The 15,172-nt window shown below is 60.3% G+C and carries 13 protein-coding genes; 4 read left to right on the top strand and 9 right to left on the bottom strand.

What is annotated here, in order from left to right; all coding sequences use genetic code 11:
* Positions 1–114 precede the first annotated feature (114 nt).
* A complete protein-coding gene (gene norV, locus P346_RS09145) occupies positions 115–1,560 on the top strand; it encodes an anaerobic nitric oxide reductase flavorubredoxin (RefSeq protein WP_032660355.1) in 1,446 nt (481 codons plus the stop codon).
* A complete protein-coding gene (gene norW, locus P346_RS09150; RefSeq protein ID WP_032660353.1) occupies positions 1,557–2,690 on the top strand; it encodes an NADH:flavorubredoxin reductase NorW in 1,134 nt (377 codons plus the stop codon). The genes norV and norW overlap by 4 nt, the downstream gene beginning before the upstream one ends.
* Before the next feature lie 449 nt (positions 2,691–3,139).
* On the opposite strand, the gene P346_RS09155 is transcribed toward norW, so the two are convergent.
* The 4 genes from P346_RS09155 to P346_RS09170 form a co-directional block, all read right to left on the bottom strand.
* Positions 3,140–4,162 carry a HoxN/HupN/NixA family nickel/cobalt transporter gene (locus tag P346_RS09155; protein ID WP_029742064.1) on the bottom strand — a complete coding sequence of 341 codons (1,023 nt, stop codon included), beginning with the start codon at positions 4,160–4,162 and terminating at the stop codon, positions 3,140–3,142.
* A gap of 1 nt (position 4,163) precedes the next feature.
* Positions 4,164–6,380, bottom strand: coding sequence for a carbamoyltransferase HypF (hypF, locus tag P346_RS09160; RefSeq protein ID WP_032660350.1), 2,217 nt, complete (start codon positions 6,378–6,380; stop codon positions 4,164–4,166).
* A gap of 5 nt (positions 6,381–6,385) precedes the next feature.
* Complete coding sequence (hydN, locus tag P346_RS09165) at positions 6,386–6,931, bottom strand: electron transport protein HydN (protein ID WP_023308960.1); 546 nt, start codon at positions 6,929–6,931, stop codon at positions 6,386–6,388.
* A gap of 134 nt (positions 6,932–7,065) precedes the next feature.
* Complete coding sequence (locus tag P346_RS09170; protein ID WP_032660347.1) at positions 7,066–8,079, bottom strand: LacI family DNA-binding transcriptional regulator; 1,014 nt, start codon at positions 8,077–8,079, stop codon at positions 7,066–7,068.
* Between the two features lie 214 nt (positions 8,080–8,293).
* On the opposite strand from P346_RS09170, the gene ascF reads away from it, so the two are divergent.
* Positions 8,294–9,745, top strand: coding sequence for a PTS cellobiose/arbutin/salicin transporter subunit IIBC (ascF, locus tag P346_RS09175; protein ID WP_032660344.1), 1,452 nt, complete (start codon positions 8,294–8,296; stop codon positions 9,743–9,745).
* An 18-nt stretch (positions 9,746–9,763) separates the two neighbouring features.
* Positions 9,764–11,188, top strand: a complete 1,425-nt coding sequence (locus tag P346_RS09180; RefSeq protein WP_032660341.1) for a 6-phospho-beta-glucosidase — start codon at positions 9,764–9,766, stop codon at positions 11,186–11,188.
* An 88-nt stretch (positions 11,189–11,276) separates the two neighbouring features.
* On the opposite strand, the gene hycI is transcribed toward P346_RS09180, so the two are convergent.
* The 5 genes from hycI to hycE are packed head-to-tail and all read right to left on the bottom strand — an operon-like array spanning position 11,277 to position 15,160.
* Entirely contained in the window at positions 11,277–11,732 is a 456-nt protein-coding gene (hycI, locus tag P346_RS09185) for a hydrogenase maturation peptidase HycI (RefSeq protein WP_032660338.1), read from the bottom strand.
* Positions 11,725–12,135: a formate hydrogenlyase maturation HycH family protein gene (locus P346_RS09190; protein WP_032660335.1), complete on the bottom strand. Its 411-nt coding sequence runs from the start codon at positions 12,133–12,135 to the stop codon at positions 11,725–11,727. Before P346_RS09190 ends, hycI begins: the two co-directional genes overlap by 8 nt.
* Positions 12,132–12,899 carry an NADH-quinone oxidoreductase subunit B family protein gene (locus P346_RS09195; protein WP_032660333.1) on the bottom strand — a complete coding sequence of 256 codons (768 nt, stop codon included), beginning with the start codon at positions 12,897–12,899 and terminating at the stop codon, positions 12,132–12,134. The genes P346_RS09190 and P346_RS09195 overlap by 4 nt, the downstream gene beginning before the upstream one ends.
* Positions 12,899–13,441 carry a formate hydrogenlyase complex iron-sulfur subunit gene (locus tag P346_RS09200; RefSeq protein WP_032660330.1) on the bottom strand — a complete coding sequence of 181 codons (543 nt, stop codon included), beginning with the start codon at positions 13,439–13,441 and terminating at the stop codon, positions 12,899–12,901. Before P346_RS09200 ends, P346_RS09195 begins: the two co-directional genes overlap by 1 nt.
* A gap of 9 nt (positions 13,442–13,450) precedes the next feature.
* Positions 13,451–15,160 (bottom strand): formate hydrogenlyase subunit HycE, encoded by a 1,710-nt coding sequence (gene hycE, locus P346_RS09205; protein WP_032660327.1) that lies wholly within the window; start codon positions 15,158–15,160, stop codon positions 13,451–13,453.
* Between the last annotated feature and the right edge of the window lie 12 nt (positions 15,161–15,172).

Raw genomic sequence — 15,172 nt, 5'->3', positions numbered from 1 at the left:
CATTACGGATCATAAAAATATTAATTAAGTAAAATCAATAAATTAAAAACTGGCACGCAACTTGATATAGGCAAACCATCTTATTTGAAAATGCTGTATTACGTAGAGGTTGCTATGTCTATTCTGGTTAAAAATAACATTCATTGGGTCGGTCAACGTGACTGGGAAGTGCGCGATTTCCACGGGACGGAATACAAAACGCTGCGCGGCAGCAGCTACAACAGCTATCTCATCCGCGAAGGTAAAAACGTGCTGATCGATACGGTCGATCATAAGTTCAGCCGGGAGTTCGTGCAGAACCTGCGCAGTGAAATCGACCTGGACGCCATCGACTACATCATCATCAACCACGCGGAAGAAGATCACGCCGGTGCGCTGACCGAGCTGATGTCTTACATTCCGAACACGCCTATCTACTGCACCACCAACGCCATCGACTCGATCAACGGCCACCACCACCATCCGGAGTGGAACTTCCACACCGTGAAAACCGGCGACGCGCTGGATATCGGCAACGGCAAACAGCTGATCTTTGTGGAAACCCCGATGCTGCACTGGCCGGACAGCATGATGACCTACATGACCGGCGACGCGGTGCTGTTCAGCAACGACGCCTTCGGCCAGCACTACTGTGACGAGCGCCTGTTCAATGACGAAGTGGACCAGACCGAACTCTTCGAGCAGTGCCAGCGCTACTACGCCAACATCCTGACGCCCTTCAGCCGCCTGGTGACGCCAAAAATCACCGAGATCCTCGGCTTTAACCTGCCGGTGGACATGATTGCCACCTCCCACGGCGTGGTATGGCGTGAGAACCCAACCCAGATTGTGGAGCTGTACCTGAAATGGGCGGCGGACTATCAGGAAGACCGCATCACTATTTTCTACGACACCATGTCCAACAACACCCGCATGATGGCGGACGCCATTGCCCAGGGCATCAACGAAGTTGACCCCAACGTGGCGGTGAAAATCTTCAACGTGGCGCGCAGCGATAAGAACGAGGTATTGACCAACGTGTTCCGCTCTAAGGGCGTGCTGGTGGGCACCTCCACCATGAACAACGTGATGATGCCTAAAATTGCCGGTCTGGTGGAAGAGATGACCGGCCTGCGTTTTCGCAACAAGCGCGCCAGCGCCTTTGGCTCCCACGGCTGGAGCGGCGGCGCGGTAGACCGTCTGTCTACCCGCCTGCAGGATGCCGGTTTTGAAATGTCCCTGAGCCTGAAGGCGAAATGGCGCCCGGATATCGACGCCCTGGAGGTCTGCCGCCAGCACGGTCGCGACATTGCCCGTCAGTGGGCGCTCGCCCCCCTTCCGCAAGCGGCACAACCATCCGAACAGCAGGAAGCCTGCGCCTGTGCAGCCGCGGCAGCCGCCGATCTCGGCCCGCGCATGCAGTGCAGCGTCTGCCAGTGGATTTACGATCCTGAGCTGGGCGAACCGCTGCAGGATGTTGCCCCGGGCACGCCGTGGCGCGACGTACCGGACAACTTCCTCTGCCCGGAATGTTCCCTCGGAAAAGATGTTTTTGACGAACTGGGTACGGAGGCAAAATGAGCAACGGTATCGTCATCATCGGCTCGGGCTTTGCCGCCCGCCAGCTGGTGAAAAACATCCGCAAGCAGGACGCCAGCGTGCCGCTGACGGTGATAGCCGCCGACAGCATGGACGAGTACAACAAGCCCGATCTAAGCCACGTCATTAGCCAGAATCAGCGCGCCGAAGACCTCACCCGCCAGACGGCGGGGGAGTTCGCGGAACAGTTTAACCTGCGTCTGTTCCCGTATACCTGGGTCACCGACATCGACGCCGCCGCCCGCGTGGTGAAAGCAAAAGAGAAAACCTGGCAGTACGACAAACTGGTGCTGGCCACGGGTGCCTCTGCGTTTGTGCCGCCGGTTGAAGGCCGCGAGCTGACAATCACGCTGAACAGCCAGCAGGAGTATCAGGCCAGCGAAACGGCGCTTCGCGACGCGCAGCGGGTGATGATTGTCGGCGGCGGGCTGATAGGCACCGAGCTGGCGATGGATTTCTGCCGGGCGGGTAAATCCGTGACTCTGGTCGACCACGCGGCAAGCATTCTGTCGTCGCTGATGCCCGCAGAAGTAAGCAGTCGCTTACAGCATCGCCTGACCGACATGGGGGTGCATCTGCTGTTGAAATCGCAGCTGCAAAGCCTGAGCAAAACCGAAGGCGGCATTCGTGCCACGCTTGACCGCAGCCGCAGCGTTGAGGTGGATGTGGTAATCGCGGCGACGGGCCTGCGCCCGGAAACCGCGCTGGCGCATCGCGCAGGCGCCGAAATACAGCGTGGCGTGAAGGTAAATAGCTACCTGCAAACCACGCAACCTGATATTTACGCGTTAGGTGACTGCGCTGAGATTAACGGTCAGGTACTGCCCTTTTTACAGCCAATTCAATTAAGCGCGATGTATCTGGCGAAAAACCTGCTCGGCGGCAGCGCGCCGCTGAAATTACCCGCCATGCTGATTAAAGTCAAAACACCGGAATTACCGCTCCATCTTGCCGGTGAAACGCAGCGTCAGGATCTGAACTGGCAAATTACCCTCGAACCGCAGGGAATGGTCGCGCGCGGCGCGGATAACGAGGGTCAGATTCGCGCTTTTGTGGTTAGTGAAGACCGGATGAAGGAGGCTTTCGCTCTGCTGAAACTGTTACCTGCTTAACCCTCGCGTTGCCGGGCGGCGCTTCGTTTACCCGGCCAACAACGAGTCTACGCTGACTTAACTTTTGAATTTTATTATTCACCGCCCCGATATTCCGGGGCTTTTTCTTACGCATTCTATTCATCAAATAAATGCAAAGTAGATATATCATCACCATCAATCCATTATTTATTATTTTCGTAAATGCTTTAATATGAAACAGCTTAAAAACATCATCCTGTTTTATTACTGGCAGCCAACTCAGTCTAAAAGACATCATCAGCTGGAGGCGAATCATGGCGAATTTTTATAAATAACTCAATTATCTTTCTCGCTATTTCACACGAGCGAAGAATGCGGAATATATTTATTCCGCAAAAGTCCTACATTTTCAGCATCTGTTTTATCTGTATGCCGCTATGCGCCAGCCATTGAGGAAGTCGCGGAGGTTGCGCCGTGCAGGAGCCGGTTCAGGAACGTACCACCAGCGCGTCGTAGCCGCGCCAGCGGTAGTTGACCATGGAGATCAGCCAGCAGGCGACAAACAGCCCGACCACTACAAACCCGGCGTTGCCCAGGTTGTCGTTTACCGCGCCAATCAGATCCCACACGCCGCCGCTGAGGGCAAATTTGTCCATCAGCAGACCCAGCGCTTCCAGCCCGCCGATAAACAGCGCCACCACCACGGAGGTGCCGGTGATGGTCATGTTGTAGTAGAGCTTGCGCTGCGGCTTGTTAAACGCCCAGCCGTAGGCGCCGACCATCAGCAGGTTATCGAGGGTATCCACCAGCGCCATGCCGCTGGCGAAGAGCGCCGGGAAGACCATGATTGACCACACCGACATCCCGCTTGACGCGCTGGCGGCAGAGATCCCCAGCACGCCAATCTCGGTGGCCGTGTCAAAGCCGAGGCCAAACAGGAAACCGACCAGGTACATCTGCCAGCTTTTATTCACCAGGCGGAAGGTTTTGCCAAACAGCCAGTTCATGACGCCGCCCTGGGCAGGGAGCGTGATGTCGCCCTGCACGGGCCTGCCCTGTTTCAGCGCCTGAAAACTGCGCCAGACGCCGCGCAGGATCACCATGTTCACCAGCGCCATCGCCAGCAGGAAGGTGGCGGAAACCGCAGTGCCGATCAGGCTGCCGGTTTCGTGGAACCATTCCATGTTTTTCTGAAACGCCGTCGCGGTAGCGGCGATAGCAATGGAGGCCAGCACCACGATTGTGGAGTGCCCCAGCGAGAACCACGCCCCCACGCCGGATGGACGTTTGCCCTGCTGCATCATCTTACGCGTCACGGTATCAATGGCCGCGATGTGGTCAGCGTCCACCGCGTGACGCAGCCCGTAGCACCACGCCAGCAGGCTGGCGGCCATCAGCGCCGTGCTGCCGCTAAAAGCGTGCCATGCCCATCCCCAGGCCAGCAGGTTTGCCATTACCAGAGCCAGCAGCAGAAGCGCGGCGCGAGGTTCATTGCGTAAGAGTCGTAACATTTTAAGTCCTTTGTGAACATGACCGGGCAGCGGCGATCGCCGCCTGCCCGAAGGAGATCGCTCCGTCACCTGCGGGCAGGCGCGAAGGAAAAAGAAGCGTAAAGTCAGAGAGATAATGACGCAGGCGCGCGCGCAGCAGACGGTTGTGCAGCACGCCGCCGCTGAGACAGATGGTCGACAGCGACAGGCGTCGGGCATGGCGCGCGGCGAGTTCCGCCAGCCCCTTTGCCAGCGCGTCGTGAAACGCCCACGCGCGATCGCGCGGCTCCGCCTGCCAGCTCAGCCACTGCTGCCAGAAAAGCGCGAGGTTATCCGCGTCCAGCGTCACCGGATGGTCCACACCCGCGCACTGCGAGGCCAACGCTTCCAGCCTGCAGGCGGCTTCACCTTCCCAGGATTGGGTTTCAATACCCAGCGCGCAGGCGACCGCATCAAACAGGCGACCACAGGACGAGGCCTGCGGCGCGTTGATGCCGCGCCCGATCGCCATCGCCAGCAGCGGCCAGTTCTGGCGCTGTACCGCGCGCGTTTCCGGATACTGCTGCCAGTCAGGGACAAAGGCCAGACAGTGGGCGAGTAAATTGCGCCACGGCTGCCGCGCCGCCAGATCGCCGCCCGGCAGCGCAACGGCAGGCAGCCCGCCAAGACGCTCGCACGCGAGATAGTTCACCCGCAGGCACTCCCCGCCCCACAGCGCGCCGTTCTCGCCCATGCCGATCCCGTCCAGCGTCAGGGCGATAACGTCTCCGCCCTCACGCGGCCAGCCGTTCTCCGCCAGGCACGCCGCCGCGTGGGCGTGATGATGGAGCACGGTTTCGACCGGCAGCCCCTGCGCCTGCGCCCATCGTTGAGTGTGATAGCCCGGATGGGCGTCGCACACCACGCGCTTCGGCTGAAAGGCGTAAATTTTCTGCATCAGCGAGAGCGCGCCGCGCCACTGCGCTTCGACGCCCTCGTCGCCGAGATCGCCAAAATGCTGGCTCAGCACCGCCTGGCTGCCACGCACCAGGCAGAAGGTGTTTTTCATCTCCGCGCCGGTGCATAGCATGGCGGGGATATTCTCAAAACCCTCAGGCAGCGTGACGGCATCGGGCACAAAACCGCGCGCGCGGCGAAGCATCGTGCCGTCCCGATCCATCACCGAATCGTCCATCCGCTGCAGGATATCGCGGTTGTGCAGCAGGAAGCCGTCCGCGATGTTGCCGAGCTCATTCAGCGCCTGCTGGTTGGTCATGGCAGGCGGTCTGCCGCTGAGGTTGCCGGAAGTCATCACCAACGGGCGCCGGCAGTCCATCATCAGAAGGTGTTGCAGCGGGTTAGCGGGAAGCATGATGCCCACGCTATCCATACCCGGTGCGATAGCCTCAGGGAAGTCAGGCAGCCAGGCTTTTGGCGTGAGCACGATGGGTGCAGCGGGTGAGCCGAGCAGCGTCTGAAGCGACTCAGGCAGCTTATCCGCCTGCGGGATCATCACCGCCAGCGGCTTTGACGGGCGCTGCTTGCGTAACCGCAATTTCAGTATCGCCTGCGGGTTTTGCGCATCGCAGACGAGGTGAAACCCCCCCAGCCCTTTAACCGCAACGATGCCTCCGCTTTTCAGCATCTCTACCGCCGCACGCAGCGCCGTTTCGCGGATGGCAATAACGTCGCCCGCACGCCATTCCAGCGCTGGCCCGCAGTCCGGGCAGGCTACCGGCTGGGCGTGAAAACGTCGATCGGCGGGATTGCGGTATTCCGCTTCGCACGGCACGCAGAGGGGAAATGCGGCCATTGACGTGGCCGGACGGTCATAGGGCATCGCGCGGATAATGGTAAACCGCGGCCCGCAGTGCGTGCAGTTGATGAACGGATAGCGATAGCGGCGCTCGGCAGGGTCGCGCATTTCAGCCAGGCACGCCGGACAGGTCGCGGCATCGGGTACAATCTGGGTGTCCATCGTCCCGCCCGCGCTGCGGCGGATGGTAAAGTCCTCCGGCACCTGCGCCCACGTAAACGGCTGCGTTTCAACGTGGTCGATGCGTGCCAGCGGTGGGCAGTCCTGATGCAGCCTCGCGGTAAAGGCCCCCCCATTACCCGCGAGGCGCACCAGCACGCCCTCTCCATCATTGCAGACGTCACCGGTCAACTGAAGCGCCTGCGCCAGCTGCCAGACGAAGGGGCGAAACCCCACGCCCTGCACCTTGCCGCGCACGCGCAGCTGGACACCGTTACTGCACATACGGTTCAGAACAGCAGCGATGACGACGTGTCGAATGCCGCGCGACGGCGCTTTTCGGCGCTCATCTGCTCAAGCTTGTCGCGATCCACGCAGACCAGCGCATGCGTCGGGCAGGCTTCCATGCAGGCCGGACCGGCGTCGCGGTGATAGCAAAGATCGCATTTGTTGGCTTCGGCTTTCTCCGCACGTACGCTCAGCCCCATGCCGCTGTTGCGTACCACCGGACGAACAACCACCTCCATCGCGCCGTACGGGCAGGCGACCACGCAGGTTTTGCAGCCAATGCAGCGCTCCTGCATGACGTGCACAAAGCCTTTCTCACGTTTAATCGCCCCGTTCGGGCAGACGTTCGCGCACGGTGCGTCTTCGCACTGGCGACAGATGGCGGCGGTGGAAATATTCACGCCTTTGATGACGTGGATACGCGGCAGGAACGTGTCAGGGGTAAGCGACGCGCAGTCCTGCTCCGCCTGATGGGAAACCACGCACGCCACTTCACAGGTACGGCAACCAATACACTTACTGGCATCGGCCATAATAAAACGGTTCATCTGCTTCTCCAGCATTACAGTTATGCGCGGAGATATTCATAAACCGTGCCAATAATTAACTTATTGATTTTATAAGAATTTAAAAATTACGGCGGCGCTGTCATCGTCACTTATGACGATGACAGCTGTCGACATCAGCGGTGCGGGCCGTCAATAACGGAGTCGCGCAGGATAAGTTCGCCGGAGAAGGTTTGCTGATACTTAAACTCACCGCCGTCGAGCATGAAGATCAGGCGGCTGATGGTCTCTTTGATCATCTCCGTCACCGGAATACGCACGCTGGAAAGCGACGGCACGATGTAGGGCGCGATGGCCACGTCGTCGAAACCGATCACCGACACCGCGTCCGGTGCGGCCACGCCGCTGTCGTGCAGCTGCTTCATGGCGCCGATCGCCATGTCGTCATTACTCGCCACCAGCGCCGTAAACCGTTCACCGCGAGCAAGCAGTTCGGCAACCGCCGCCGCGCCGCTGGCGGGGTTCCACTTCCCCTGCGCAATAAGGCCCTCGCGCAGCGGAATACCGTGCTGCGCCAGCGCGTCCCGGTAGCCGGAGAGACGCTCAACCCCGGTGGGAGAATCCAGCGAGCCGGTGATAAACGCAATCTCCCGGTGCCCTTTCGCAATCAGCTGCGACACCGCCTCCTGACTGGAGGCTTTATGATCTGACCAGACGCTGTGGCTGCTGTTTTTCCGCAGGCGACGGTTGAGCACCATAATGGGCTGCTCGCACTTCTCGACGATCTCATCCATCTCTTCCACGCTCAGGAAACGCGGATAGATAATCACCGCGTCGCAGCGCATATCGAGCAGGTACTGGATCGCCTCGCGCTCTTCATCCGCGCTGTGCTTGCCGTCCGCGAGGATCAGCTGGCGCCCTTTCTCTTCCGTCATGCGCGCGGCGTGAAACAGCAGTTCGCTAAAGTAGACGCCGTGATAGAGGGTGTTAGTCACCACCAGCCCCAGCGTCTGGGTACGTTTGGTCGCCAGGTTCCTCGCCAGCAAATTCGGGCGATAGCCGCTCTCTTCAATGGCCTGAAACACCCGGTCTTTGGTCTCCTGGCTGACGTAGCCATTTCCCGACAGCACCCGGGACACCGTGGCTTTCGAAACGCCTGCCCGCTTCGCCACTTCAAGCATCGTGGTCATATTATTATTCCGTCTGAATCTGATGGAGCGCAGTGTACTGCACTGCAAAAAAATTGTCGCAGCGGTGAAATCACGCTTTCGCTACCCCATTGCGATCTGCATCACGAAACGAAAAAATGGTCAAAAAGCGATCTTGTTTCATTCGCAGAAACTCATGATGATTATGTGGAACCGGTTTCCTACATGTCTCACAACAATAACAGGATCACATCCGATGGCCAAAAATTACGCTGCGCTGGCGAACGACGTTATCAGCGCGCTGGGCGGTAAAGAGAACATCGTCGCCGTCACCCACTGCATGACGCGTCTGCGTTTCGTACTGAAAGACGAAAGCCTGACCGACGCAGCGCGCCTGAAAAGCATCAGCGGCGTCCTCGGCGTAGTGCGCAACGACAACCAGTGCCAGGTCATTATTGGCAACACGGTTTCACAGGCGTACCGCGAAGTGGTGAGCCTGCTGCCCACGGACCTGCAGCCCGCAGTGCCGGAAGGTCCGCAGAAGATGACCTTACGCCGAATTGGCGCCGGGATCCTCGACGCGCTGATCGGCACCATGTCCCCGCTGATCCCGGCGATCATCGGCGGCTCGATGGTCAAGCTGCTGGCGATGATCCTCGAGATGACAGGCGTGCTGCCAAAAGGCGCGCCGACGCTCACTATTCTGACCGTCATCGGCGACGGCGCCTTCTTCTTCCTGCCGCTGATGGTGGCGGCCTCGGCGGCGGTGAAATTCAAAACCAACATGTCGCTGGCGATTGCCATTGCGGGCGTGCTGGTGCACCCGAGCTTTATCGAGCTGATGGCGAAAGCCGCGCAGGGCGAGCACGTTGAGTTCGCCTTTATTCCGGTGACGGCGGTGAAATACACCTACACGGTGATCCCGGCGCTGGTGATGACCTGGTGCCTGTCGTATATCGAACGCTGGGTGGATCGCATTACCCCGGCGGTGACGAAAAACTTCCTCAAGCCGATGCTGATCGTGCTGATTGCCGCCCCGCTCGCCATTGTGCTGATTGGCCCGCTGGGGATCTGGATCGGTAGCGCCATCTCCGCGCTGGTCTACACCATTCACGGCTATCTGGGCTGGCTCTCCGTCGCCATCATGGGCGCGCTCTGGCCGCTGCTGGTGATGACCGGGATGCACCGCGTGTTTACGCCGACCATCATTCAGACCATCGCCGAGACGGGCAAGGAAGGGATGGTGATGCCGTCGGAAATCGGCGCCAACCTGTCGCTCGGCGGCTCGTCGCTGGCGGTGGCGTGGAAAACCAAAAACCCGGAGCTGCGCCAGACGGCGCTGGCGGCGGCGGCCTCCGCCATCATGGCGGGGATCTCTGAACCGGCCCTGTACGGCGTGGCGGTGCGTCTGAAACGTCCGCTGATTGCGAGCCTGATCAGCGGCTTTATCTGCGGCGCGGTCGCCGGCATGGCCGGACTTGCCAGCCACTCGATGGCAGCACCGGGGCTGTTCACCAGCGTGCAGTTCTTCGACCCGGCCAACCCGATGACCATCGTCTGGGTGTTCGGCGTGATGGGGCTGGCAGTGGTGCTGTCGTTTGTTCTGACCCTGCTTTTAGGGTTTGAGGATATCCCGGTCGAAGACGAGGCTGAAAAAGCGCGCGCCCTGCAGACAGCACCGGTACAGAACAACGCAGCAAAAGCATAAATTGAAAGCGAGGTAAGAATGTCTGTTTTTCCACAAGGATTTTTATGGGGCGGCGCGCTTGCCGCCAACCAGAGTGAAGGGGCTTACCGTGAAGGCGGCAAAGGACTGACGACGGTCGATATGATCCCCCACGGCGCGAACCGCCTGGCGGTGAAGCTCGGTAAGGAAAAGCGTTTTTCGCTGCGTGACGACGAGTTCTACCCGAGCCACGAAGCGATTGATTTTTACCATCGCTATAAAGAAGACATCGCCCTGATGGCGGAGATGGGCTTTACGGTGTTCCGCACCTCAATTGCCTGGAGCCGCCTCTACCCGAACGGCGACGAACCGCTGCCGAACAAAGAGGGCATTGCCTTCTATCGCGCGGTGTTCGAGGAGTGCAAAAAGTACAACATCGAGCCGCTGGTAACGCTCTGCCACTTCGACGTGCCGATGCACCTGGTGACGGAGTACGGCTCCTGGCGCAACCGCAAGATGGTCGATTTCTTTGCCCGCTACGCCCGCACCTGCTTCGAGGAGTTTAACGGGCTGGTGAAATACTGGCTGACCTTCAACGAAATCAACATCATGCTGCACAGCCCGTTCTCCGGCGCGGGGCTGGTGTTTGAGGAAGGTGAAAACGAAGACCAGGTGAAATACCAGGCCGCGCATCACGAGCTGGTGGCAAGCGCGCTGGCGACCAAAATCGCCCACGAGGTGAACCCGGAAAACCAGGTCGGCTGCATGCTGGCGGGCGGAAATTTCTATCCGTACTCCTGCAAGCCGGAAGACGTGTGGATGGCGCTGGAGAAAGACCGCGAGAACCTGTTCTTTATCGACGTGCAGGCGCGCGGCAGCTATCCGGCCTACTCCGCCCGCGTGTTCCGCGAGAAAGGCGTGGTGATTGTGAAAGATCCCGGCGACGACGAACTGCTGAAAAACACCGTCGACTTTGTTTCGTTCAGCTATTACGCCTCGCGCTGCGCGTCGGCGGACATGAACGCTGGAAATACCAGCGCGGCGAATATCGTGAAGTCCCTGCGTAACCCGCATATTCAGGTGAGCGAATGGGGCTGGGGCATCGACCCGCTCGGCCTGCGCATCACCATGAACATGATGTACGACCGCTACCAGAAGCCGCTGTTCCTGGTGGAAAACGGCCTCGGGGCGAAGGACGTCATTGATGAAAACGGCGAGATCAACGACGACTACCGCATCAGCTACCTGCGCGAGCATATCCGCGCGATGGGCGACGCGATTGAGGACGGCGTGCCGCTGATGGGCTACACCACCTGGGGCTGCATCGACCTGGTGGCCGCCTCAACCGGCGAGATGAGCAAGCGCTACGGGTTTGTGTACGTTGACCGCGACGACGCCGGAAACGGCACGCTGGACAGAAAACGCAAGAAATCGTTCTGGTGGTATAAGAAGGTGATTGCGAGTAACGGGGGGGATCTCGAGTAGCCTGTTCCCCTCACCCCGGCCCTCTCCCACAGGGAGAGGGAGATGGGTTTGGTAGGCCGGGTAAGGCGAAGCCGCCACCCGGCACTGCTCAGAGCTGAGAAAAACCTCCATCCCCAACCCACTCCGCAAGCCGTGAATAGACCACTTCCACCGCCTGCTTAACCGGCGGCGTCATCGGGTAATAGAACCCGACAATGTCCGGCTGGATCCCCAAAAACAGCACCTCGCCCACGTCGTCTTTAATCTGATCGACCAGGTAGTTCAGCGGCATATTGTGCGTCGTCATCATAAACATCTCGGCGATGTCGTCCGGGTCAATCAGGCGGATCTCGCCGGGGTTGAGCCCCATATCGGTGGCATCGACGATTAACAGCCTGTCCGGGCACAGCTCGCGTATGGCGACCACGTCGTTTTCCGGCGCGCTGCCGCCGTCGATAACTACCCAGCTGCCCTGCGGGTTCGCGGCGCACATATCTGCCAGCAGCGGGCCCGCGCCGTCGTCGCCCATCATGCTGTTGCCGACACACAGTAAAACGTCAGTCACGTAATCTCCTCACCATCAGGTAGATGGCGCTCTCCTGATGAATATCGTGCAGCATGCCGAGCAGCGTTTTGCTCCACGCCTGCTGCTCGGGGGTTTGCCTGCTCAGCGCCGCGTCAAAGGCGTTGGCAAGCATCGCAATATGGTTGGCGTCGATGACGATCTCGCCGTATTTCGGCACGCCCTCCATTTTGCGCCGCGCCGTGCTGCCCTCCTCCAGCGTAGCGATCCACGCCAGGTACTCGGGCCACGGGCAGCTCAGCGCCGCCTCCAGGCAGTCAATCACCCCGAGGTGATGCCCAATCGCCAGGCTGTAATAGACCACCTGCTGCGCCGCGTCGGGCGTGGCATCGTTCTCATCAATAAACTTACGGCTCAGCTGGCTGAACACCACCGTTTCACTCATCGGATACGCGCCTCATCCACGATGCTGTTCAGGTTCGCCACGATCTCATTGAGACGCGGATCGTTTTCCGCCTCCAGCCAGCGCGCCACCTGATGGTCTCCCTGGCTCAGCAGGCGCAGATAATCATCGGCAATCTGACGCCCGTAGCGATAGCCCGCCAGCCTGCGCGCCGTGCGGTCGATCTTCACCCGCAGCGGCTGCACCATGTCCGGGTGCAGGATGGCCGCAGGCCGGTTGTCCAGCTCGCCCGGCGCGCGGGCGTGGATTTTCTGCTCCAGCAGGCCGAGCGCCATGGCAAAGCCGTACAGCGTCGCGGCGGGCGTTGGCGGACAGCCGGGAATGTAGACGTCCACCGGCACGATTTTGTCGGTGCCGCCCCAGACGCAGTAAAGGTCGTGGAAGATGCCGCCGCTGTTGCCACAGGCGCCGTAGGAGATGCAGATTTTCGGGTCCGGTGCGGACTGCCAGGCGCGCAGCGCGGGCGAGCGCATGGCGCGGGTGACGGCCCCGGTAAACAGCAGGATGTCCGCATGACGCGGGGACGGCACCACCTTGATGCCGAAGCGCTCGGCGTCAAACAGCGGGGACAGCGTAGCGAAGATCTCAATCTCGCAGCCGTTGCAGCCGCCGCAGTCCACGCGGTAGACGTAGGCCGAGCGTTTGATTTTTTTTAGCAGCGACGCCTTCATGCTGGCGATGGATTCCTCCACCGTCATCGGCACCGGAATGCCGTTAGCGTCGCGCGGGCCGAGTAAATTTTCCATCAGCTGGCCTCTCTCATATGGCGGGTGATATCAATGCGGTCGGACGGCAGCAGGCACTTCTGACGCTTGCACTCCGGGCAGGTTTCAAAGCTTTCGCGGTGATGCTCCGCGCGGGCGTCACCGTTGTGCTGCAGCAGCGCGATGGCGTAGTCGATCTCTTTCTGCACGGCGAACGGGCGTCTGCAGACGCGGCAGCTGCACAGGTCAAAGCGCGACTGCTGCAGAAAATCCTCTTTCTTCCACACCGCCAGCTCGTACTCCTGCGACAGGCGAATGGCGACCGTCGGGCAGACCTCCTCGCAGCGGCCGCAGAAGATGCAGCGCCCGAGGTTAAACTGCCAGGCCAGCTCGCCGGTTTTGAGATCCGTTTCCACCGTTAAGGCATTCGACGGACAGGCATTCACGCAGGCCGCGCAGCCGATGCACTGCTGCGGATTGTGCTCCGGCTTGCCGCGAAAGTTTTTATCTACCGGCATCGGCTCCAGCGGATAGCTGCTGGTCTGCGTGCCGGTTTTGATCGCTTTTTTGATAAAGGTAAACATGGCGAGTCCTTATTTCAGCGGCGAGTTTTTACGCTCGATGCTGTAGCGCTCAAGCTCTTTGTACGGCACCACCTGGCTTTTCTTCTTGCGCACGTCCACCACGGTCATACGGTCGGTGCAGGAGTAGCACGGGTCGAGGCTGCCGATGATCAGCGGCGCATCGGAAACCGTGTTGCCGCGCAGCATGTAGCGCAGGGTTGGCCAGTTGGCGTAGGTGGCCGCGCGGCAGCGCCAGCGGTAGAGCTTCTGGTTGTCGCCGGTCATGCTCCAGTGGATATCGTCCCCGCGCGGCGCTTCGGCAAAGCCGAGAGCAAAGCGGTTCGGGATGTAGGTGAACCCCTCCACCATCAGCGGGCCGCCCGGCAGGTTATCAAGGCCGTAGTCGATCATGTTCAGGGCGGTGAACACCTCGTTGATGCGCACCTTGAGGCGCGAGATGACGTCGCAGCCCTGCTCGCTGTGCACGGTCATCGGCAGCAGACCGTAGCCGACGAACGGATGGTCGGCACGCGTGTCGCGAGCGTGGCCGCTGGCGCGCACCATCGGGCCGACGTTGCTGAAGTCGCGGGCGATTTCCGGGTCAAGGCGCCCGATGCCGACGGTGCGCTGCTCGATGTTTGGCGTGCTGAGCAGCATATCCACCAGCTCCTGCACGTCGCGGCGCATCTGCTGCGCCAGCTGGCGGGTCTGGATCATGTCGTCCTTCAGCAGGTCGCGGCGGATCCCGCCGATCAGATTCAGGCCGTAGGTTTTACGCGCCCCGGTGAGGATCTCCGCCATCTTCATCGACGCCTCGCGCACGCGGAAGAACTGCATAAACCCGGAGTCAAAGCCGACAAAGTGGCAGGCCAGGCCGAGGTTCAGCAGGTGCGAGTGCAGGCGTTCCACCTCCAGCAGAATGGCGCGGATCATCTGTGCGCGCTCCGGCACCACGATCCCCATGCCGTTCTCCACCGAGGTGGTGTAGGCGGTGCTGTGGGCGAAGCCGCAGATGCCGCACACGCGGTCAGAGAGGAACGTCACTTCGTTGTAGCCCATGCGGGTTTCCGCCAGCTTTTCCATGCCGCGGTGGACGTAGAACAGGCGGTAGTCGGCGTCGATGATGTTCTCGCCGTCGACGAACAGGCGGAAGTGGCCCGGTTCGTCGGAGGTGACGTGCAGCGGGCCGATCGGCACCACGTTGTTCTTCTTGCTGCCCAGCTCGTTGATGAATTCGTAGGTTTCGCTGTCGGTGGTCGGCGCCGGGCGCTGGCGGTAGTCCATGCTGTCTTTGCGCAGCGGATAGAGTTCGTCCGGCCAGTCGTCCGGAAGCACCAGGCGGCGCTCGTCCGGCAGGCCGACCGGCACCAGGCCGTACATGTCGCGCACTTCGCGCTCGCCCCAGACTGCGGCAGGCACGCGCGGCGTGACGGACGGATATTCCGGCTTGTTCGGATCGACTTCGACGCGCACGGTGAGCCAGCACTTTTCGCCCTGCTCCATCGACATCACGTAGTACACCGCATAGTTCCCGCACAGCTGGCGCTCGTCGTTGCCGAACAGCACCGACAGCCAGCCGCCCTGCTGGTAGTACAGAAACTCGACCACTTCCGGCAGATAATTCACCTTAATGGTGACGGTTATCTGGTCTTTGGTTTGCCAGGACTCCTCCAGCACCACGCCGGGGAAAGCCTGATGCAACGCGGCGAGATACTGCTGACCTTTCTTTTCTTCAGACATAAATACTCTCTT

Origin of the sequence: Enterobacter sp. DC1, assembly GCF_000568075.1 — a bacterium.
Taxonomy (GTDB): domain Bacteria; phylum Pseudomonadota; class Gammaproteobacteria; order Enterobacterales; family Enterobacteriaceae; genus Enterobacter; species Enterobacter asburiae.
Note: the sequence above shows the minus strand (reverse complement) of the source record. Positions and strands in the feature narration are given on the sequence as shown.

What these genes read in the sequence shown, in the direction of transcription:
- norV (WP_032660355.1), top strand. Translation starts at nt 115, where the DNA reads ATGTCTATTCTGGTTAAAAATAACATTCATTGGGTCGGTCAACGTGAC.
- norW (WP_032660353.1), top strand. Translation starts at nt 1,557, where the DNA reads ATGAGCAACGGTATCGTCATCATCGGCTCGGGCTTTGCCGCCCGCCAG.
- P346_RS09155 (WP_029742064.1), bottom strand. Translation starts at nt 4,162, where the DNA reads ATGTTACGACTCTTACGCAATGAACCTCGCGCCGCGCTTCTGCTGCTG.
- hypF (WP_032660350.1), bottom strand. Translation starts at nt 6,380, where the DNA reads ATGTGCAGTAACGGTGTCCAGCTGCGCGTGCGCGGCAAGGTGCAGGGC.
- hydN (WP_023308960.1), bottom strand. Translation starts at nt 6,931, where the DNA reads ATGAACCGTTTTATTATGGCCGATGCCAGTAAGTGTATTGGTTGCCGT.
- P346_RS09170 (WP_032660347.1), bottom strand. Translation starts at nt 8,079, where the DNA reads ATGACCACGATGCTTGAAGTGGCGAAGCGGGCAGGCGTTTCGAAAGCC.
- ascF (WP_032660344.1), top strand. Translation starts at nt 8,294, where the DNA reads ATGGCCAAAAATTACGCTGCGCTGGCGAACGACGTTATCAGCGCGCTG.
- P346_RS09180 (WP_032660341.1), top strand. Translation starts at nt 9,764, where the DNA reads ATGTCTGTTTTTCCACAAGGATTTTTATGGGGCGGCGCGCTTGCCGCC.
- P346_RS09190 (WP_032660335.1), bottom strand. Translation starts at nt 12,135, where the DNA reads ATGAGTGAAACGGTGGTGTTCAGCCAGCTGAGCCGTAAGTTTATTGAT.
- P346_RS09195 (WP_032660333.1), bottom strand. Translation starts at nt 12,899, where the DNA reads ATGGAAAATTTACTCGGCCCGCGCGACGCTAACGGCATTCCGGTGCCG.
- P346_RS09200 (WP_032660330.1), bottom strand. Translation starts at nt 13,441, where the DNA reads ATGTTTACCTTTATCAAAAAAGCGATCAAAACCGGCACGCAGACCAGC.
- hycE (WP_032660327.1), bottom strand. Translation starts at nt 15,160, where the DNA reads ATGTCTGAAGAAAAGAAAGGTCAGCAGTATCTCGCCGCGTTGCATCAG.